This is a genomic window from Aneurinibacillus sp. Ricciae_BoGa-3 (assembly GCF_028421645.1).
Taxonomy (GTDB): domain Bacteria; phylum Bacillota; class Bacilli; order Aneurinibacillales; family Aneurinibacillaceae; genus Aneurinibacillus_B.
Window position 1 is genome coordinate 4,525,838 of record NZ_CP116887.1, and the last position, 17,747, is coordinate 4,543,584.

13 protein-coding genes and 1 riboswitch are annotated in these 17,747 nt (G+C 46.4%); of the genes, 1 reads left to right on the forward strand and 12 read right to left on the reverse strand.

Features of this window, described 5'->3' with window-relative positions; genetic code table 11:
* Nucleotide 1 precedes the first annotated feature (1 nt).
* Nucleotides 2-1,981 carry an excinuclease ABC subunit UvrB gene (gene uvrB / locus PP175_RS23115; RefSeq protein WP_272443357.1) on the reverse strand — a complete coding sequence of 660 codons (1,980 nt, stop codon included), beginning with the start codon at nucleotides 1,979-1,981 and terminating at the stop codon, nucleotides 2-4.
* 81 nt (nucleotides 1,982-2,062) lie between these two features.
* Here uvrB and PP175_RS23120 point away from each other — a divergent pair, with 81 nt between their 5' ends.
* Nucleotides 2,063-2,437 (forward strand): hypothetical protein, encoded by a 375-nt coding sequence (locus PP175_RS23120; protein WP_272440542.1) that lies wholly within the window; start codon nucleotides 2,063-2,065, stop codon nucleotides 2,435-2,437.
* A gap of 293 nt (nucleotides 2,438-2,730) precedes the next feature.
* On the opposite strand, the gene PP175_RS23125 is transcribed toward PP175_RS23120, so the two are convergent.
* The 11 genes from PP175_RS23125 to PP175_RS23175 form a co-directional block, all read right to left on the reverse strand.
* Nucleotides 2,731-2,961 carry a DUF2198 family protein gene (locus tag PP175_RS23125; protein ID WP_272440543.1) on the reverse strand — a complete coding sequence of 77 codons (231 nt, stop codon included), beginning with the start codon at nucleotides 2,959-2,961 and terminating at the stop codon, nucleotides 2,731-2,733.
* Nucleotides 2,958-4,448, reverse strand: coding sequence for a PDZ domain-containing protein (locus PP175_RS23130; protein WP_272440544.1), 1,491 nt, complete (start codon nucleotides 4,446-4,448; stop codon nucleotides 2,958-2,960). The genes PP175_RS23125 and PP175_RS23130 overlap by 4 nt, the downstream gene beginning before the upstream one ends.
* A 282-nt stretch (nucleotides 4,449-4,730) precedes the next feature.
* Nucleotides 4,731-6,188 (reverse strand): S41 family peptidase, encoded by a 1,458-nt coding sequence (locus PP175_RS23135; protein ID WP_442870495.1) that lies wholly within the window; start codon nucleotides 6,186-6,188, stop codon nucleotides 4,731-4,733.
* An 89-nt stretch (nucleotides 6,189-6,277) separates the two neighbouring features.
* Nucleotides 6,278-7,489: a murein hydrolase activator EnvC family protein gene (locus tag PP175_RS23140; protein WP_272440546.1), complete on the reverse strand. Its 1,212-nt coding sequence runs from the start codon at nucleotides 7,487-7,489 to the stop codon at nucleotides 6,278-6,280.
* 26 nt (nucleotides 7,490-7,515) lie between these two features.
* Nucleotides 7,516-8,409, reverse strand: coding sequence for a permease-like cell division protein FtsX (gene ftsX, locus PP175_RS23145; RefSeq protein WP_272440547.1), 894 nt, complete (start codon nucleotides 8,407-8,409; stop codon nucleotides 7,516-7,518).
* Entirely contained in the window at nucleotides 8,402-9,088 is a 687-nt protein-coding gene (gene ftsE / locus PP175_RS23150) for a cell division ATP-binding protein FtsE (protein ID WP_272440548.1), read from the reverse strand. Before ftsE ends, ftsX begins: the two co-directional genes overlap by 8 nt.
* Before the next feature lie 783 nt (nucleotides 9,089-9,871).
* The gene (locus tag PP175_RS23155) at nucleotides 9,872-12,259 is read right to left on the reverse strand and encodes a bifunctional YncE family protein/alkaline phosphatase family protein (RefSeq protein ID WP_272440549.1); all 2,388 of its coding nucleotides are present in this window, start codon (nucleotides 12,257-12,259) and stop codon (nucleotides 9,872-9,874) included.
* Nucleotides 12,260-12,535: 276 nt separating this feature from the next.
* Complete coding sequence (locus tag PP175_RS23160; RefSeq protein WP_272440550.1) at nucleotides 12,536-14,167, reverse strand: sodium:solute symporter family protein; 1,632 nt, start codon at nucleotides 14,165-14,167, stop codon at nucleotides 12,536-12,538.
* A gap of 147 nt (nucleotides 14,168-14,314) precedes the next feature.
* A riboswitch (SAM riboswitch) is annotated at nucleotides 14,315-14,414 on the reverse strand.
* Nucleotides 14,415-14,481: 67 nt separating this feature from the next.
* Nucleotides 14,482-14,865, reverse strand: a complete 384-nt coding sequence (locus PP175_RS23165; RefSeq protein WP_272443358.1) for an OsmC family protein — start codon at nucleotides 14,863-14,865, stop codon at nucleotides 14,482-14,484.
* 109 nt (nucleotides 14,866-14,974) lie between these two features.
* Nucleotides 14,975-16,399: an argininosuccinate lyase gene (argH, locus tag PP175_RS23170; protein ID WP_272440551.1), complete on the reverse strand. Its 1,425-nt coding sequence runs from the start codon at nucleotides 16,397-16,399 to the stop codon at nucleotides 14,975-14,977.
* Nucleotides 16,396-17,649, reverse strand: a complete 1,254-nt coding sequence (locus PP175_RS23175; RefSeq protein ID WP_272440552.1) for an argininosuccinate synthase — start codon at nucleotides 17,647-17,649, stop codon at nucleotides 16,396-16,398. The genes argH and PP175_RS23175 overlap by 4 nt, the downstream gene beginning before the upstream one ends.
* Nucleotides 17,650-17,747 lie beyond the last annotated feature (98 nt).

Here is a 17,747-nt window from a genome sequence, read left to right on the forward strand (position 1 = left end):
ATCATCCTTCCGCTTTCATCTCCATAATTAAATCGCGAAGTTCGGCTGCGCGCTCGAAATCGAGCTGGCGGGCTGCCTCCTTCATTTCTTCTTCCATGCGCATCATGAGATCCTTGCGCTCTTTCTTCGTCAGCTTGCTGTAAGCCTTCTTCGGAAGATAGTCCTCTGAATCCTCTGCAACCCTCGTCGCCTCAATCACATCGCGAATCGACTTCTGAATGGTCTGCGGCGTAATGCCGTGCTCTTCGTTATAAGCAATCTGGCGCTCCCGGCGCCGGTTCGTTTCACTTAATGCCGCCTCAATCGAGCGGGTCATCTTATCCGCATACATAATAACATGGCCGTTTGCGTTACGCGCAGCCCGGCCGATCGTTTGAATAAGAGAACGTTCGTTGCGGAGAAAACCTTCCTTGTCTGCATCCAAAATAGCAACAAGCGATACTTCCGGTATATCCAATCCTTCCCGCAGAAGGTTGATTCCAATCAGCACATCGAATGTTCCAAGCCGCAAATCGCGAAGAATTTGCATCCGTTCAATGGTTTTAATGTCTGAATGCAGGTAATTGACTTTGATGCCGACATCTTTAAGAAAGTCCGTCAAATCCTCAGACATTTTCTTTGTCAATGTGGTCACAAGCACCCGTTCATTGCGGGCGATGCGCTCATTGATCTCCCCGAGCAAGTCATCAATTTGTCCCTTACTTGGACGGATATCAATGGTAGGATCGAGCAGACCTGTGGGACGGATGACCTGTTCAGCCACATCGGGTGCTTTCTCCAGCTCATAATCGCCAGGCGTAGCCGATACATACACGATCTGGTTTACATGATCCTCAAATTCCGAAAATTTTAATGGCCGGTTATCTGCGGCGGACGGCAGACGGAAGCCATGGGTAATCAGCATATCCTTACGCGCCTTGTCCCCATTATACATCCCGCGAATCTGCGGCAGCATAATATGGGATTCGTCCACCATAATAAGAAAATCTTTTGGAAAATAGTCAATCAAGGTGTACGGCGGCGCTCCCGCCGGAAGGCCGGTCAGATGGCGCGAGTAATTCTCAACGCCTGAGCAGAAGCCCATCTCCTGCAGCATTTCAATATCATACCGTGTCCGCTGTTCAAGCCGCTGGGCTTCGAGCAGCTTGCCTTCCGCTTTAAACTTCGCCAGCTGTTCTTCCAGTTCGGCTTCGATGCTCTTAATAGCCTGCTGCATCTTGCCGGCTCCGGTAACATAGTGGGAAGCCGGAAAAATGGCTACGTGCTCCCGTTCGCCGATGATTTCACCTGTCAGCGTATCAATTTCTGTAATACGCTCGATCTCATCCCCGAAAAACTCAACCCGCATCGCATGCTCACTGTTAGACGCCGGAAAGATTTCCACGACATCCCCACGAACGCGAAACGTACCGCGCGTAAAGTTAATGTCATTGCGGTCATATTGAATATCGATCAGCTTGTGCAGCACTTCGTCCCGGCTTTTTTCCATGCCGCGGCGCAGCGAAAGAAGCATCGACGCATATTCCTGCGGCGAACCTAAACCGTAAATACAGGAAACGCTGGCCACGATAATCACATCGTCGCGTTCAAAAAGCGCACTCGTTGCGGAGTGGCGCAGTTTATCTATCTCGTCGTTCGTGCTTGCGTCTTTCTCTATATACGTATCCGTATGCGGAATGTAAGCTTCAGGCTGATAATAATCGTAGTAGCTGACGAAGTACTCAACCGCATTGTTCGGAAAGAATTCTTTAAATTCACTCGCCAGCTGGGCAGCCAGCGTTTTATTGTGGGCGATGACAAGCGTCGGTTTGTTTACTTTCGAAATAACCTGTGCCATCGTAAAGGTTTTCCCCGTGCCTGTCGCACCAAGCAATGTCTGGTGTTTGCGGCCGTTAAAGATGCCTTCAGTCAGCTGCTTAATGGCTGTAGGCTGATCTCCCTTTGGCTCGTACTCAGACGCCAGTTCAAATTTTTTTGCCAGTTTTTCCACTTGTTCACCCATCCTTTTTTAACATGGTCGGCGAGAAGACCCTTTCCTCAACACTATTATCGTGGGTGGGGGATGAATCGTCCATACGTTCGTTTGCTTTTGTGGTATACTATAGGTAGATATCCCCATACGAATAGAGGCTACCTCATGTATCGCACCCAAAAAGTACCGTTTCTTGCATCCAAAACGACGGTAGATGCGTTGTTTGCACTCAACCGGCTGTCGGCTGAGGTCTGGAACAGATGCCTTGATGAAGCACGTGCGCATCACCTTCAAACGGGAATCTGGATCGACAAGTCCACTCTGCAGAAGACAGTTAAAAAACAGTTCCCGATGCACAGCCAGTGTATCCAATCGGTCTGCCACCGCTATCTTCGCGCCCGGCAGGGCGCATGGGCAAACCTGCCCGGTTTGCGGTCGGCGAAAGAAAACCGTTCGTGTTGCTGATCGCTCCTGCGGGCGGGATTGGCACACTGCGACGTGTGAGAAGAAAGGCAACCCTTTCTTCGCCCAAACCATTCGTCTTGTGAGATCAGAAACCCCGACTTCAAGGTCCGAAGGAACTAAGTGGGGGAGTCTTCATAAGATGCTGCAATCCATTATAGCACATTCACTATACGAAAACATGTTCCCCGGCTAAATTTTCGAACCTACGTTCTCAAGAATAAACATCGCGGACATGCCGCGCTTATTTACAAAAAAGAGCCTCCTTGTTAGGCGGCTCTAAAGCATGATTCCTGCTATTGCGTGCGATTTTTTCTCTCAATGAGTCTGGATCCGAACCATGCTCCTGCCAATCCGGAGACCACACCCAGCAAAATGACAGATATCGGCTGATGAGCCCCATTAAATGCAGCCATTAGAATACCAAGCGAAGCGATAAGGCCAACCCAGATATTCAACGAAATGCGCGAAATTAAGGCTACCAGAATAAATGGCAGAATGAGTGCAATGATAAACTTGAGAATCAAAGAGATACATCCTTTCCCTGCTGTTCCAGCCCTTGATGCTGTTCGTCTGGACGGACTTCTGTTGTTCCCTGAATCGAATTCAATTTGATTCGGAACAAGTCAAAAATGCTTGCCCGTCTGACGTCAGCATATTGCGCTGCTGACATGTCAGGAGCTAAAATAACGCCAAGTTCATGGTGCTCTCCCTGATATAAGGAGCGCTGTACATATTTGATATTTCCGTCCCGATTTTTTACTTCCATTTTACAGAAAGCGGATTGTTGCTGCAAGGCGGGGTAAATATCGTCTTTGGTCACAACACGAACACCATTTATCTTAATAATAACGTCCCCTGTTACGATCTCCATTAAGTCTGCCGGGCTTCCTGGAATAACAGCCAGAACTCTCACCCCGTTGCCCGCCTGCACATACAGCGGCTTTTCTATTTTTTCCTTCTGTCTGCTGTTGTATCTCATCATTTCAGGCAGAGCGAATGAACCCAGCGAACCTATGAGGGCGAGCGGCATCCAATATTTTGCCGCGTACGCAATCATAAGCAAACCCAATCCATAAAGAAAAATAACCTTTCCAGCCTGGCGCGCTTTTTCACCAGGAGCCACGGTTGTGGCCGTATCCTGATAGCCAATAACAGCAGGAATAGGCAGCAGGCTGAGCGACGCAGCGCCCGCATAAAACCACGGCCACCAGCCAGGCAGATGCTGCAGGTCAAACCCGCCTGAGGCAGCGGGCGTGAATATTAAAAGCGGCATCATCCACAACCTATTCAACTGAAACGCACCAATTATCCTTCCACGTTTGCTAGCGACGAGCACAGGTGAAGCGCCAGATTCGGCCTGGCAACGCACCAGCAGCCCTTCTGCCATAAGTAGAATGCTCACCAGCGCCAGGATGGACGGAATGTTAAGCGCACCTAGCCAATCAGCAGCCCACCCAATCAGCGGCGAATGCATCCCCTCAAAAAGCGGCACCACAAAGGCAAGAACACCTAGCAGCCCTCCCGCATAGGAAAAGCTAAGAAAACGGGCATGGATAAGGGCCAGGACCCCGCTTATCACCCATAGGGATAAAAGCTCTTTATATGTTAAAGAAACGCCGAAAGCAAGCAGCACAACAGAGGCTCCCACGCCACCGACAAGGCCAAATCCGATCGATCGAAACACTTCAGCCCGCGTTGTTGTTATGCGCACGTGAAAAAGCCTCCGCTCCAGCAGCACCTGCCGCCGGAATAAAAGATAAATAAAAGCGATAAAAACGTACAAGGCCGGGTTCATAAAAAAACGAGGAATTGACCAGATGTCCAATCGAATTCTCCCCTCTAGTTGCAAATTGAGAAAAACATCGCGGGCCATGCCGCTCTCTTCTTTCCAGAAGTTTATACGGCCGCTTTGTGGTACGACGGGCGGACCGGCATTAGGGAATCTTGGCTGGCGGCAAGCGTAAGCGCAGGCGATGGCCTTAGGTTCCTTTATACCGTTTAGGTCCAACATCACACCTTTCGGCCTGGGGGAAAGAAAGGTGCGGACATGCGCCTCACGATGTTTTTTTTGGGTGTTTCGGGACCGGAGGTCCCATTTAAAAAATGAATCAAGGCACTTCAACACTGTGAAGCCAATAAACTTTCCATAAAAGAGGGACCTAGTGGTCCCCATCCCGAACCAGTATAACGATTAAAGAAACATATAGTTTCTCATAGGACAAAATAAACCACGGCACAGAAAAGGCCGTGGTTTATCTTTTCGACATGAATCGGTATGATCCCTGCAAACTGGTTATTTTGCCGATTGAGCAAGCACATCGATCGCCGCTTGCAGCTGCAGGTCATTTTTCGGATCCTTAATCCGTTTCACAATTTCCGCCTGAAGGCTTTGAGCGGTTTTTGCGTCTACCACCCCTGTCCCAGGAAGAGAATGCTGATTCTGGAATGTCTTCACCGCCTGCATCGTGCCGTTGTCAAAATAACCATCGGATCGTCCCGGAGCAAGATCTAAGCCCTTGAGGATGACCTGCAGATTCCGAACATCGGCTCCGTTCATATCCAGCTTCAACTCTTTCCCCGCCGGAAGCGGAGCGGCACTAAAGTACTCCGGCTGGTCCACTTTCACATCTGGCGTAAGCCCTTTTTTGTGGATCCATCTGCCCTTAGGTGTCAGCCATTTCGCTACCGTTAGCTTTAATTGGCTGTCGTCCTGGAGCGGGATTGTACTTTGCACGGTACCCTTGCCAAAAGACTGTGTGCCGACAAGCTTATACCCGTTGTCCTGCAGAGCCCCACCCAATATTTCCGAGGCGCTGGCGCTTCCCTTGTTAATCAGGGCTACAACCGGGAATGGCGCCTTCTGAAGCTGAGAATGGAAAATCTGCTTCTGGCCGTCACCATACTGAACTTGGAGGATGATTCCCTTGTTCGGAATAAGCTCATTGCCTATCGCTGACACCGCGTTAAGCAGGCCGCCCGGGTCGTCCCTCACGTCTACAATGAGACCGGCAATATGCTTGCTCTCAAGCTTCTGCAGTTCCGTGTGGAAGTGCTTGGCCGTATTCTCCGAGAACTGGGTGATTTCAATTTTCCCGAACGTTTTGCCGTCTTTCGTAACGGTATCCGCATAAACCGTTTCAATCGGTATATCATCACGCGTAACGGAGACACTCATCGGGCTGGAGAGCCCTGTCCGCATGATTTGCAGGACAACTTTTGTACCTTTAGGGCCGCGAATTTTGGTCACAGTTTCATTGAGGTTTAAACCTTCCGTGGAAGAACCGTTAACTTTAACGATCTGATCATCCGGCTTCAGGCCAGCTTTTTCCGCTGGAGAGCCTTTAAACGGCGAAACAATTGTAACCTTGCCGTTTTTCAGTGTGACTTCCGCGCCAATCCCCTGAAAAGTGGATTGAATCGATGAATTGAACTCGCTGGTTTGCTGTTGGTTCATATAGTTTGAAAACGGGTCGTTCAATTTCGAAACCATTCCTTCAACCGCACCGTCAATCAATTTCTTCTTATCCACTTTCTCCAGCGCCGTGCTCTGGATCATCAGGTAGGCTTCCATCACCTTTTTCAGGTCAGCGTTTTTTCCAGTTGAATCACCTGTCCCAAGGACTGCTTTCGCTGTCTGGGAATCCACCTGCCGCCCCGAGACTTGTCCATAGATTTTAACGCCCGCAAGAGTAAGGATGCCTGTCGATAATACAGTCACGAGAATGATTAAGAAAAGCGTACGACGTTTCATTAACATCGACAGCACCACCTTTATGCTAATCCGACTTTAACAAGTAGTATATGACAAAATTAGAAATAATATATCTATCAATTGTTGGATTATCGTAAATAGTTCATCGGATCAACTTTTTGGCCATTTACGATAACAGAGAAATGGCAGTGCGGGCCGGTGGACATGCCGGTGCTGCCAACCTCTGCAATTTTCTGGCCTGCTTTCACGCTTTGTCCCTCGGAAACTTTAATCCCGCCATTGCGGATATGTCCATAAAGCGTACTAATTCCATTTCCATGATAAATAACAACCGCGTTTCCATATCCACTAATATAGCCTGCTGATGCAACCACGCCGTCCGCGGCCGCCTCAATGGTTGTGCCCTCAGGCGCTGCAAAGTCTACCCCATCATGGAATTTGCGGGTGTGCAAGATCGGATGTTCCCGCCATCCAAACGGGGAAGAAATAACCGCTCCAGGAACCGGAACGGCAAAGCGACCGCCGGTGTACTGGACAGGAGGTGTGTACGAGCCGCCGCCTGCCTGGACAGCTTGTGCTTCAGCCTGGCGCTGTGCATCGATTTTTTGCTGGAGCTGGTTAACGAGATCGAGTGCCGCCTGTTCCTGAGCTGCTTTTGCTTCTTCCAGAGTGCCTTCTTTTTTCTGTAGATCGGCCAGTATCTTTTGCCGCTCTTTCTTTTGCTCGGTTAATGTGGCAACAAGCTGTTGCGCATTCGTTTCTAATTTTTTCAGGTTCGCGAGATTAGCTTCAATCTGCTGCTTCTTCTGCTGAATCGTATCGCGATCATGTTTATTATCCTGCAGGATTTGGACATCCTGATCCACAATAGACTGCACGGCATCAAGACGGCTGATAAAATCAGAAATACCCTGGGATCCCATCAGCACATCGAGGTAGGAGATGTTGCCTCCTTCATACATGGCATTGACCCGGCTTTTCAAGAGCCCGTCCCGCTTGGCGACACGGTCCATCGCTGCCTGCAGATCTTTGGCCGCCTGCTTCGCTTTAGCCGATTCGCTTTTGATCTGTCCGTTTAAGTCATCTATTTTTGCCTGTGTATCGTTCATTTTTAAATCCAGGCTCATAATGTCATCTTTGGTATTCTGCTGCTGCTGTTTTACGGCGTCAATTTGATTTTTGATCGCATTGGCATTCGTTTTCTTGGCTGCAGCCTGTTTCTTAATCTGCTGTATTTCATTAGAAACATCGGAGATTTGGTTTGCATAACCTGTTACAGGCAGAAGTGCGGCCATAACCATCGTCGTCACAAGTGGAATCAGGACTTTCTTCTTTCTCATTCGTTCCTCCCGAGTTTTCTATATTTTTAGATGCGCAAGAAACGGCGCACGGACATGATACTCCCCCATATCCCTATGAACGCCCCTATGCCCAGTAGGATAAGTGCAATCTGGAAAGCTAGCGGATATAAGGGCAGCAAATCTATGAAATAAAGGGAAAGCTGCTGTTTCAATAGATTGATTAAGTAATCATAACCTAGTAAAAGCAGGATAATCGGCAGAAGAGCTCCACCAATTCCCATAAACGCTCCCTCTACAAAGAATGGGCCGCGAATAAAGCTGTTGGTGGCACCAACAAGCTTCATAATTTCTATTTCTTTGCGCCGCGCGACAATGGTCAGCTTAATCGTATTCGATATCAAAAACATGGCCGTAAACGCAAGCGCGATGATAAAGGCGATAATCACAACGCGAATCACGCTGGTGATCGCAAACAGTTTATCGGCAGTCTGCTGGGCGTAGTTGACCTTCTTTACGCCCTGGATATGTTGAATCTTTTCGGCAATCGTACCCGTCTGCTGAGGCGAACTGGCCTTAACCGTAAACGAATCTGGCAGCGGATTTTCTTTCTCTAAACCCTGAAGTACCGATCCGTTGCTGCCGAAGCTTTTTTTGAGCTCGGCCAGGCCTTCCTCCTTCGATACAAATGTCGCCGTTCCAACGCCAGGAATGGCTTTTATTTGATTGCCAATATCCATAGCGGCCGTTCGGCTCGTCGTAACATCGAGCATCACCCGTATTTCAACTTGTTTCTCCACGTTCGATACGAGGTAGTTAACGTTCATAGCAATTAAAAGAAAAACACCCAGAATAAGCAGGGTTATCGTTACAGCACTAATAGAAGCGAAAGACATCCAGCCGTTTCGTCGCAGATTGCGGACACCTTCGCGAAAATGGCGCCTGAAAGTTACGCTATTCATCGTATCCGTATTCCCCTCTCTGCTCATCGCGAACAATACGGCCGCCTTCAATAGCAATAACGCGCTTTCGTCTGCTGTTCACAATTTCTCTGTTGTGTGTAGCCATGACCACTGTGGTTCCCTGCCGGTTGATCTTCTGGAAAATGTCCATAATGTCGAGCGAGGTCTCTGGATCGAGGTTACCCGTCGGTTCATCCGCAATGATAATGCCCGGACTGTTGACAATTGCCCGCGCAATCGCAACGCGCTGCTGCTCGCCGCCAGACAGTTCATCTGGTAGAGAGCGGGCTTTGTGCTTCAATCTTACAAGCTCTAAAACTTCCATGACACGCGGTCTGATAACCTTGGGAGGCGCTTCAATAACCTCCATAGCAAATGCGACATTTTCATAGGCTGTCAACTTGGGAAGAAGCTTGAAGTCCTGGAATACAACGCCTATCGACCGCCGGACAAGCGGTATTTGCTTTTCTTTTAATCTATTAATCTGAAAGTTGTTCAGCACAATCTGGCCTTTTGAGGCCTTTTCTTCCCGATACATCAATTTGATAAAAGTTGATTTCCCTGCTCCACTGGGACCCACAACATACACGAATTCGCCGCTTTTAATATGTACATCTATCGCCTGCAGCGCAATCGTACCGTTCGGGTACGTTTTCCAAACATCCTGCATTTCTATCAAAAATATCACCCAAACTACTATTAATTTCGCGTTTATCTCACGCGATTCCGCAATTATTGCCTAGGAAATGACACCATTCCACACCAAAACCCTACACTATTATACCATTGTTCCGCGAAAACGCATGGTTTTTGGCACATTTTTAGTGGGAAAACTCTGGGTACCGAAGAAACTCATGCTGAACACCAAAACCCTCTTGTGAATAAAAAAGATGTTTTGGTGTTCAGAAACTAATGAACAAACATATAACCCTAGCAGATTATGATTCTGGAGTTTTTTTGTAATCTTTGATCCACTGTTGCACAATTGTATGCAATTTCTTTTCCCCCTACCGGATAAACAATCAAATTTCTCCCATGCCGGTCAATGTTACAAATCCAAACATCAAAAACAAACATTTTGAGCAATCTCTCGGGTCGAACAATAAAGCTTGAAATATTACGGTCGATCTGTCTATTTAATTGGTTCCAACTATATAGTCGAGGCTCAGGTCGTGCCAGTGATACAACACCGAGCCGCCCTTCAATCGTTGCCGCTTCCACGCGGGCAGCCGGTAAGTGCAGTTTTGAAGCCAGTCGATAGGCTATCAGTTCATTTCCTGAAAGGGGACCAACATACCTTTCATTTTGTAGATTTGAAAATTTGAAATACCCTGTCTCAATGTTTCCACTGCACCTGCTTCTTTCATCCAAAAACACCCCTATAGGAAATTGGAATTCCTCTAGGAATATCCAATGCCCTTTAGGGGTGTAATGCATCACATGGTTAAATTATAAAATGTTGTTATCCCTTTACAGGGTAGGGCTTGTTTCCTTTCGTTGCTTTCCATATTTGATGGTTAAGCTCATCAGTGTTCGCTGCATCTGGAGCTGAAAAATCCAACGGTTTGGAGACTGCTACCGCTGGTGTACTCTGGCCATTTATGGCATCAATTGGATATTGTGGATTTTCCACCGCATACGGGGCTAAATTTGGACGATTGGTAAAAGCATTTAGCATGGGTGTTGCTGCAGCGTCAAATTGACTCATTGGTTTCATACCTAAAATTAACTCCATAGTCTTAATCATTGAGGCAGTATCATAGAAAGTACTATCTACTTTTCCTATTTGCGTATAGGGACTAATAACTTGTGCGATTGTTCGGTGGGCATCCACATGATCGGGGCCAGCCTGTGCGTCATCTTCTACGACAAAAATCGCTGTGTCCTTCCAATATTTCGAGTGACTTACGGTATCAACAAGCTTGCCTAGAACATAATCATTTTCCGCAACCATTGCCTGCGGTGTTTGCTTGCCGGCCGTCGTGCCAGATGTATGATCGTTCGGTAGATACACCATTTCAAGCTGTGGTAAGTTATCATTTTGTTCAAATTGCTTAAATTCTTTTTCCCACTCATTGTAACGTACAACATCACGCGTATTCAGATCCCAGCCGGGATAAAGAGGATCATAATTATTCTGCATCGTACTATCTGTTGGTGTCCACTGGTTTTGCGTCTTATTAAAAGTCATGAACTCACCATAATTTCGGAAAGAAACACCCGACTTAGCCGCGTTGTTCCATAAATGGCCTTCTTTCGAATAGTCTGCAGGATCCTGCCCTCTAAAATCGTAGATATGATCGGACGCCCTGTACCCTTTTTCCTTATAATCATTCGCCTTAGCTGCAGTAGTCCAATCGTGTCCATCTGCACTGCATTCTCCATCCACATAAAAATTATCCAGGGTTACAAATTGAGTCGCAAGCTTATGTTGGTTAGGGGTAATGGTTTGCCCAAATTCTGTTAAACTTGCATCACCATTTCCTCTCTTTAAATCACCCAGCACCTGATCATAGGTACGATTCTCTTTGATAACATAAATAGCATGTTTAATAGGAGACTTTCCACCCGCAAATCGTGGAATTGGATCGCTTTTCTTTCCCTCTAGCTGCTTCAGCCAGCCAGAGCCTTCCGTTTTATCCATTTGATTATTTTCTTCAACTTGCTTTGTATATTTCTTTAAACTTTGGTTATCGGGAACATCAATAAAAGACATCGTTCCGTTAATTAAACTGCCAATATACTGGTGTTGTGCATTTGGTCCTGCTCCAAGTCCTTTAGCGTTCAAGACCATGAGCTGTTTTCCATCTTCGCTAAGGAAAACACCTGAAGGATACCACGCTGTTGGTATGAGTCCTTTGATCGCTGGCTCTGATTTACCCTTTTCTTCGCCTAAATCAATGACAGCAATATCATTATTTCCCGCATTAGAAACATAAAGGGTGTTTCCATCTTTGCTAACGGCCAAAGCGTTAGGTTGACTCCCGGTCGGGGCACCCTGATAAGGAGACAGAGAAATGGTTTTAACCACCGCTTGTGTATCCGGGTTAATCACTGAAATTTCATCACTATCCGAATTAGCTACATATATCAATCCGTTTACAGGATTTTGGATCATCGCATTTGGATGTAACCCGACTGGGATCGACTTTTTCACAGTCAAATCCTTCGCGTCTAATACACTTACACTGCTTTCTCCCCAGTTGCTTACATAGATAGTATTTCCATCACTAGTGATGAGCGGCATATAAGGATTTTTCCCAACCGGAGTCGTTGCGGTCAACTGGCCTGTTGCAAGGTCAACGCGTGAAACCGATTGATTTAGATTATTAGCCACAATCAGCGTCTTCCCATCAGCAGAAACTGATATTCCTGCAGGTGAATAAGTTGTATTGCTGCCGGCATTTTTCATGACAATAGGGTTTTGTTCTTTAAGAACTCCATTGTCAAAATTGAAGACCGCGATTTTATTTTTTGTTCCGGATGCATACACGGTCTTTCCATCCGGGCTAAAAGCTACTCCTATGTAAAGTCCTTCTGGGGGTTTTACCTCAGAAACAACCTTTTGTTGCTGTAAGTCTACTACTTGCAAGGATTTAGGAGATCCATCATTTGAAACGATTAGATACCGATGGTCTGGACTTACTGCAGCGCCAAAAGGTTTATTCCCCAAGTTTAATTGTTTTCCTGCGGGCGTTAACATCCAGTGGTTAGGTGTAACTCCTGTACCATTACCCTGCGGGCCGGCCACCATCATAGAAGCGGCAAATGCTGTACTAGAACCAACCAGCACTGTTGCCAGTGCAATTCCAGCAATCATTTTTTTACGCTTGTTGCCCTTACACTTCATTACATCCATCCCCTTTTATCAGTTAGAGTTGTTCCGTTAATAACTCTATCAATAAGGTGTAAATAGAAGATAAATAGAATGTTAACTTTTAGAGCAGTTTATATAAAGATTATTCACAATTTAGACAGGCCAAAGCCTTTCTGCTGGCTACCGGCTACTACTGACTTCGCCGTTTGCGGCTCTAACCCTATGGATAATGCCCATGCCAGGTGCACATGAAAAAATAAAAGCCGCCATCTCATGGCGACTTTTATTTACCTAGTTTTTTAACCGAAGTTATGAAACAGCCTCAGCCTTTTCCTTGCCCTCAGTACGCCGCGCTTGATGTTTTTGCTTGGCAAATATCATAGTGGCAGCAAACAGACCTACAACGATAATAAATAGGCAAAGGCCAAACAGACCTTTTTGATACAGCCAGGCGAAATTAAAAATAGAAATCAGAGTTGTTAATAGACTAACCCCAATATATAAAACCCCCACACGAGCGTAGGCTACATTTGCCCTCCATGTAATACAGCTTGCATTCTCAGCCAACGTAACAATCATTAGCGTCATAATGTTGGCTATCATTCCTGGCCAAACCGGATGGACTTGTAAGAAAAATTGATTAACCTGCCATCCGCCAAGATGATACCAAAGCAGACCTGCGCATGTTCCAACCACCATCGATGAAAGCACAGCACGTGAGGTAGCCAGCGGCCAAAAAAGGGCCGCTACGACAGGAGCAAAGGTAGCTGAATTTCGCGCAACCCATGCAAGAACATTCCACCATGCCGACTGTTCAGCGCGTAAAGAGGCAAAAATCACCATAAATACGGTAAGCAGAGCTAACGACCATTTGGTATAACGGATATAAGTGTCTTCGCTTCGTCCGGGAAAGGCCGCCTCTCCTACATCTTTCCCAAGACTTGTTGCCCCAGAAAATTGGCATGGAGCACCCCAACTTAATGCGCAAGCCCAGAATCCAAGGAAAAACAGCGCAACAAACGGGGCGGGAAGTACCCGCATTAGATAATGAGGAATAGCAACTAGCCCAAGGGTTTCCCCAGGAATAACACTAGCAGCCGCCAGGCCAAATACAACAGCCCCTATAATAAGAGGGATACCTAAAACAGCTGCCCATAACAGGCCTTTTTTCCCTTCTTCCGGTGTCCGGCAGGACAAGGCCATTTGAAAGGCCGCTTGTGCTAAAATCACATTGACAATGAATGTGCCAAACCAGGCAACAATCGTTTGAATCCCCACACTTGAGAAAGAAAACATCTGGGGCTTAGCTAAGGCAAACTGCTTCAAACCTTCCACTCCGGGATAAATAAACACAGCAGTAAATCCAACGATCAGCATGATATAAAAAACAATCGTGTTTAAAAACTGTGTATACCCAATTGCCCACATACCTCCAAACTGTAAATACGCGAATAAGAGAATTGCTGTAATAGCCACGGCGCTGAGCAGGGAAACACCGGTAAATACGTGAAGAGCCGAAGCAAATGCCAGTGCGGTAGCCACCGACCACATCGGGAAGGAAAAAGCTGTAATCACTCCGGCAAGCGCCCGGGATTTTCTCCCGAAATGATCGCCAATTAACCCTGAAATCGTAACCACAAGTTTTTTCCTAAACGAAGCAAGCAATAATGTGGCAATCAATAGCACTTGCAGCGTTTCCGCTACACCATACCATATAGCGGATACCCCTTTTAAGTAAGACAATTCAATAATTGAAATATAAGAAGAACCAGAAAACAATCCAGTAATGCATACGGTAACAAAAAACGAACTGAAATTTCGCCCTCCTACGAAATACCCCTTTCCACTGCCTGCCCTTTTTCTCGCAATTCTGCCGATTGATATGAGCAAAATCGTATAAGCAAGTGCAAACCCAACAAACCAATAACCTATCGATGTCACACGGAACACTCCTCTCAAAATGGACTTTTTATATTTATTTACTCGGTTTTAAATACCTAATTTTCTATCTTTGCTTCTTTCCCATCGATGAATAACAAAAATCCCCTTCCGAGATAGAAGAGGATTTATAATAAATTATTTTCCATCTTCTTATCTGCCAGAAAAATCTCTGCTGGAAGTAGCACCTTGTGTACACAGGTTGCTGAGATGTCATTGGGCCAGAACCCTCAATCTCTCTTGATAAGAATGAATCCGCTATAAAATTATTCTTTATTCTAAACTGATAATTCCTATATGTCAACTTAACATTTAGTTTATCCGATTAACTCAAAAGATTCCGTAATTTGAATACTATCTTTAACAGACTGCACCATCGCGCAATTTTTTCGGGTTACTTCGAGAGCTTTTCCGACTTTTGCCTCTTGGAGGTTTTCCCCTTTGATTACAAAATGCAGATGAATTTTTTCAACACGATTGGCTTCCGCCTCATTTCTTTCTACATTTACAGCTACTTTAATATCCTCATAAGACATCCGCATCTTTTCTAACACTTTTCTTAGTACACCTCCACTGCATACAGCGACGGAAGAAACTAATAATTGATAAGGGCGAAATCCGAAATTGTCGTCCCCAGAAATGTTTAGTTCACCAAATGGGAATTTTGTTGCAAACCCATTTTCTTTCATATAGAATTCCATAATTTCAGTAGCTCCTTTTTTCATTTTAAACAAACCGTGAAACTCAAAAGAGAGCTTCTCAGCTCTCTTTTCTCTCAATTTTATCACATTTTTAACAGGGCAGCCTTTTTCAAAGTAAATCTATTTTAATTTTGCTGCCATGCTGTTCCACCCAGTCCTTTGTTTGAACAAGTTGGCTGGTTGCAGCGGCTATTTGTTTCTCAACCTGAACTTTCGCGGTTCCACCCAGTACATTTCTAGCATTTACGACCTGGACCGGATCAAGAGCCGCATATATATCATCCTCAAATAGCCCGGAGAATTCTTTGAACTCTTCCAGTGTTAAATCGAGAAGGTATTTCTGGTTTTCAATGCAGTACAGTACGCTTCTGCCAACTACCTCATGCGCCTGGCGGAACGGCATGCCTTTGTTAACGAGGTAGTCAGCAAGATCTGTTGCGTTAGAGAAGTCTTCAGCGACAGCCTGGCGCATATTTTCCTTGCGCACCTTCATCGTCCGAATCATTGGGGCAAACAGTGACAGCGCTCCATGAAGCGTAGCAACCGTGTCGAACATGCCCTCCTTATCTTCCTGCATGTCTTTGTTGTAGGCGAGCGGCAGGCCCTTCAGTACCGTAAGCATTCCCATCAGGTTGCCGTACACCCTGCCTGTTTTGCCGCGGACAAGCTCTGCAACGTCAGGGTTTTTCTTTTGAGGCATAATACTTGAGCCGGTGCAGAATGCATCGTCTAATTCAACAAAATTAAACTCGTTGCTCATCCACAGCACGAACTCTTCGCAAAGCCGCGAGAGGTGAGCCATCATCAATGAGGATGCTGACAAAAACTCGACAATAAAATCCCGGTCGCTAACCGCATCCATGCTGTTTGTATACACACCATCAAACCGGAGCAGTTGTGCGACATATTCGCGATCAATAGAAAAAGTAGTCCCGGCGAGAGCCCCGGCTCCAAGCGGAAGCACATTGATCCGCTTAAAGCTGTCCATCAAGCGTTCCGCATCGCGCTGGAGCATCGAATAATACGCCATCAAGTGATGGGCAAATAGCACAGGCTGCGCCCGCTGCAGATGCGTGTAGCCAGGAAGCAGCGTGTCCGTATTGTCCTCGGCCTGCGCAAGAAGGGCTTCCTGCACGTTAACCGTTAACTCGACGAGTTGCACAACCCGGGAACGCAGATAAAGATGCATGTCGGTCGCAACCTGATCGTTGCGGCTGCGGCCGGTGTGGAGCTTGCCGCCAACAGGACCAACCAGGTCTAGCAGCATTTTCTCCACATTCATATGCACATCTTCATTGGCTACAGTAAATTCAGCTGCACCGGCTTCGATTTTAGCGGCCACTTGCTTGAGCCCTTCCGCGATAACCGCCGCCTCATCTTCCGGTATAATGCCGCATTTTCCAAGCATAGCTACATGGGCGAGACTACCTGTAATATCTTCTTTCCACAGCTGCTGGTCGAACTGAATCGATGCTGTATATTCTTCTACAAGTTTGTCTGTTGCCTTAGTAAATCTTCCGCCCCACAGCTTCATTGTTTTATAGCTTCCTTCTTATCGATTACAACCGCTTTTGGCGTGTTATCGAGTTTATCTTTGTTTACCTGTACATAGACCTGTGTCGGCATGCCATATAGCTTAATAAAACCAAGCGCCGCATTGTGATCAAATGTATCTTCCTTACCGTATGTGGCCAGCTTCTCATCATACAGGGATGATTCTGATTTTCTGCCTACCACGATAGCGTGTCCTTTGAATAGTTTCACGCGAATGGTTCCAGTAACAAAACGCTGGGTTTCTTCGACAAAAGCTTTCAGTGCATCCATAATAGGAGAGAACCAGAGTCCTTCATAGATGGCCTGCGCTACTTTAAGTTCGATAACAGGCTTAAACTGAGCCACTTCGCGCGGCTGTGTCAGGAATTCCAATTCACGGTGTGCCAGAATGAGTGTCATAGCACCCGGCGCTTCATAAACTTCACGGGATTTGATGCCTACCAGGCGGTTTTCCACATGGTCAATGCGGCCCACACCGTGTTTACCTGCTACTTTATTCAGCTCAAGAATCAGTTCGCTAAGCGGAAGCTGTTTTCCGTTTACAGCAACCGGTTTTCCCTGGACAAATTCAATTTCAATCTCTTCCGGTGTATCCGGCGTATCTTCGAGATGAGCGGTTAAATCATAGGCACCTTTTGGAGGCTCGTTCCATGGGTTTTCGAGCTCTCCGCATTCGCAGGCCCGTCCCCACAAGTTCTGGTCAATACTGAACGGATTATCCAGGTCTATCGGAATCGGAATATTGTGTTCAATGGCATACTCGATTTCTTCATCCCGGCTCATGCCCCATTCACGTACAGGCGCCACAATTTTTAAATCCGGGTTCAATGCGCCAATCGACACATCAAAGCGCACCTGATCATTTCCTTTTCCCGTACAGCCGTGTGCGATAGCCACCGCGCTTTCTTCAGCCGCAATATCGACCAGAACTTTTGAGATCAGCGGGCGGGACAGCGCCGATACAACCGGATATTTCCCTTCATACATCGCATTGGCTTTCAATGCAGGCAGAACAAACTCGTTTGCAAAAAGCTCTTTTGCATCGACTACATAGGATTTAATAGCGCCAACCTGCAGCGCTTTGTCACGCACAAAGTCAAGGTCTTTTCCTTCCCCTACATCAAGCGCTACCGCGATTACATCGTAATTATATTTCTCCTGCAGCCATTTAATAGCAACAGAAGTATCCAATCCACCAGAATATGCTAGGACGATTTTATCTTTCGCCATTGTTTACACCCTTCCCCTCGCAAATGCGTTTGTATCGTTATGCAATATTATGCATCTTTATTTATAAAAATGCAATACCGTTTTTGTCATTTACCAAT

Excerpts from the sequence above, each read along its gene's own strand:
- PP175_RS23120 (WP_272440542.1), top strand. The coding sequence starts at position 2,063 with ATGAATCGTCCATACGTTCGTTTGCTTTTGTGGTATACTATAGGTAGA.
- PP175_RS23130 (WP_272440544.1), bottom strand. The coding sequence starts at position 4,448 with ATGTTGGACCTAAACGGTATAAAGGAACCTAAGGCCATCGCCTGCGCT.
- PP175_RS23135 (WP_442870495.1), bottom strand. The coding sequence starts at position 6,188 with ATGAAACGTCGTACGCTTTTCTTAATCATTCTCGTGACTGTATTATCG.
- PP175_RS23140 (WP_272440546.1), bottom strand. The coding sequence starts at position 7,489 with ATGAGAAAGAAGAAAGTCCTGATTCCACTTGTGACGACGATGGTTATG.
- ftsX (WP_272440547.1), bottom strand. The coding sequence starts at position 8,409 with ATGAATAGCGTAACTTTCAGGCGCCATTTTCGCGAAGGTGTCCGCAAT.
- PP175_RS23155 (WP_272440549.1), bottom strand. The coding sequence starts at position 12,259 with ATGAAGTGTAAGGGCAACAAGCGTAAAAAAATGATTGCTGGAATTGCA.
- PP175_RS23165 (WP_272443358.1), bottom strand. The coding sequence starts at position 14,865 with ATGGAATTCTATATGAAAGAAAATGGGTTTGCAACAAAATTCCCATTT.
- argH (WP_272440551.1), bottom strand. The coding sequence starts at position 16,399 with ATGAAGCTGTGGGGCGGAAGATTTACTAAGGCAACAGACAAACTTGTA.
- PP175_RS23175 (WP_272440552.1), bottom strand. The coding sequence starts at position 17,649 with ATGGCGAAAGATAAAATCGTCCTAGCATATTCTGGTGGATTGGATACT.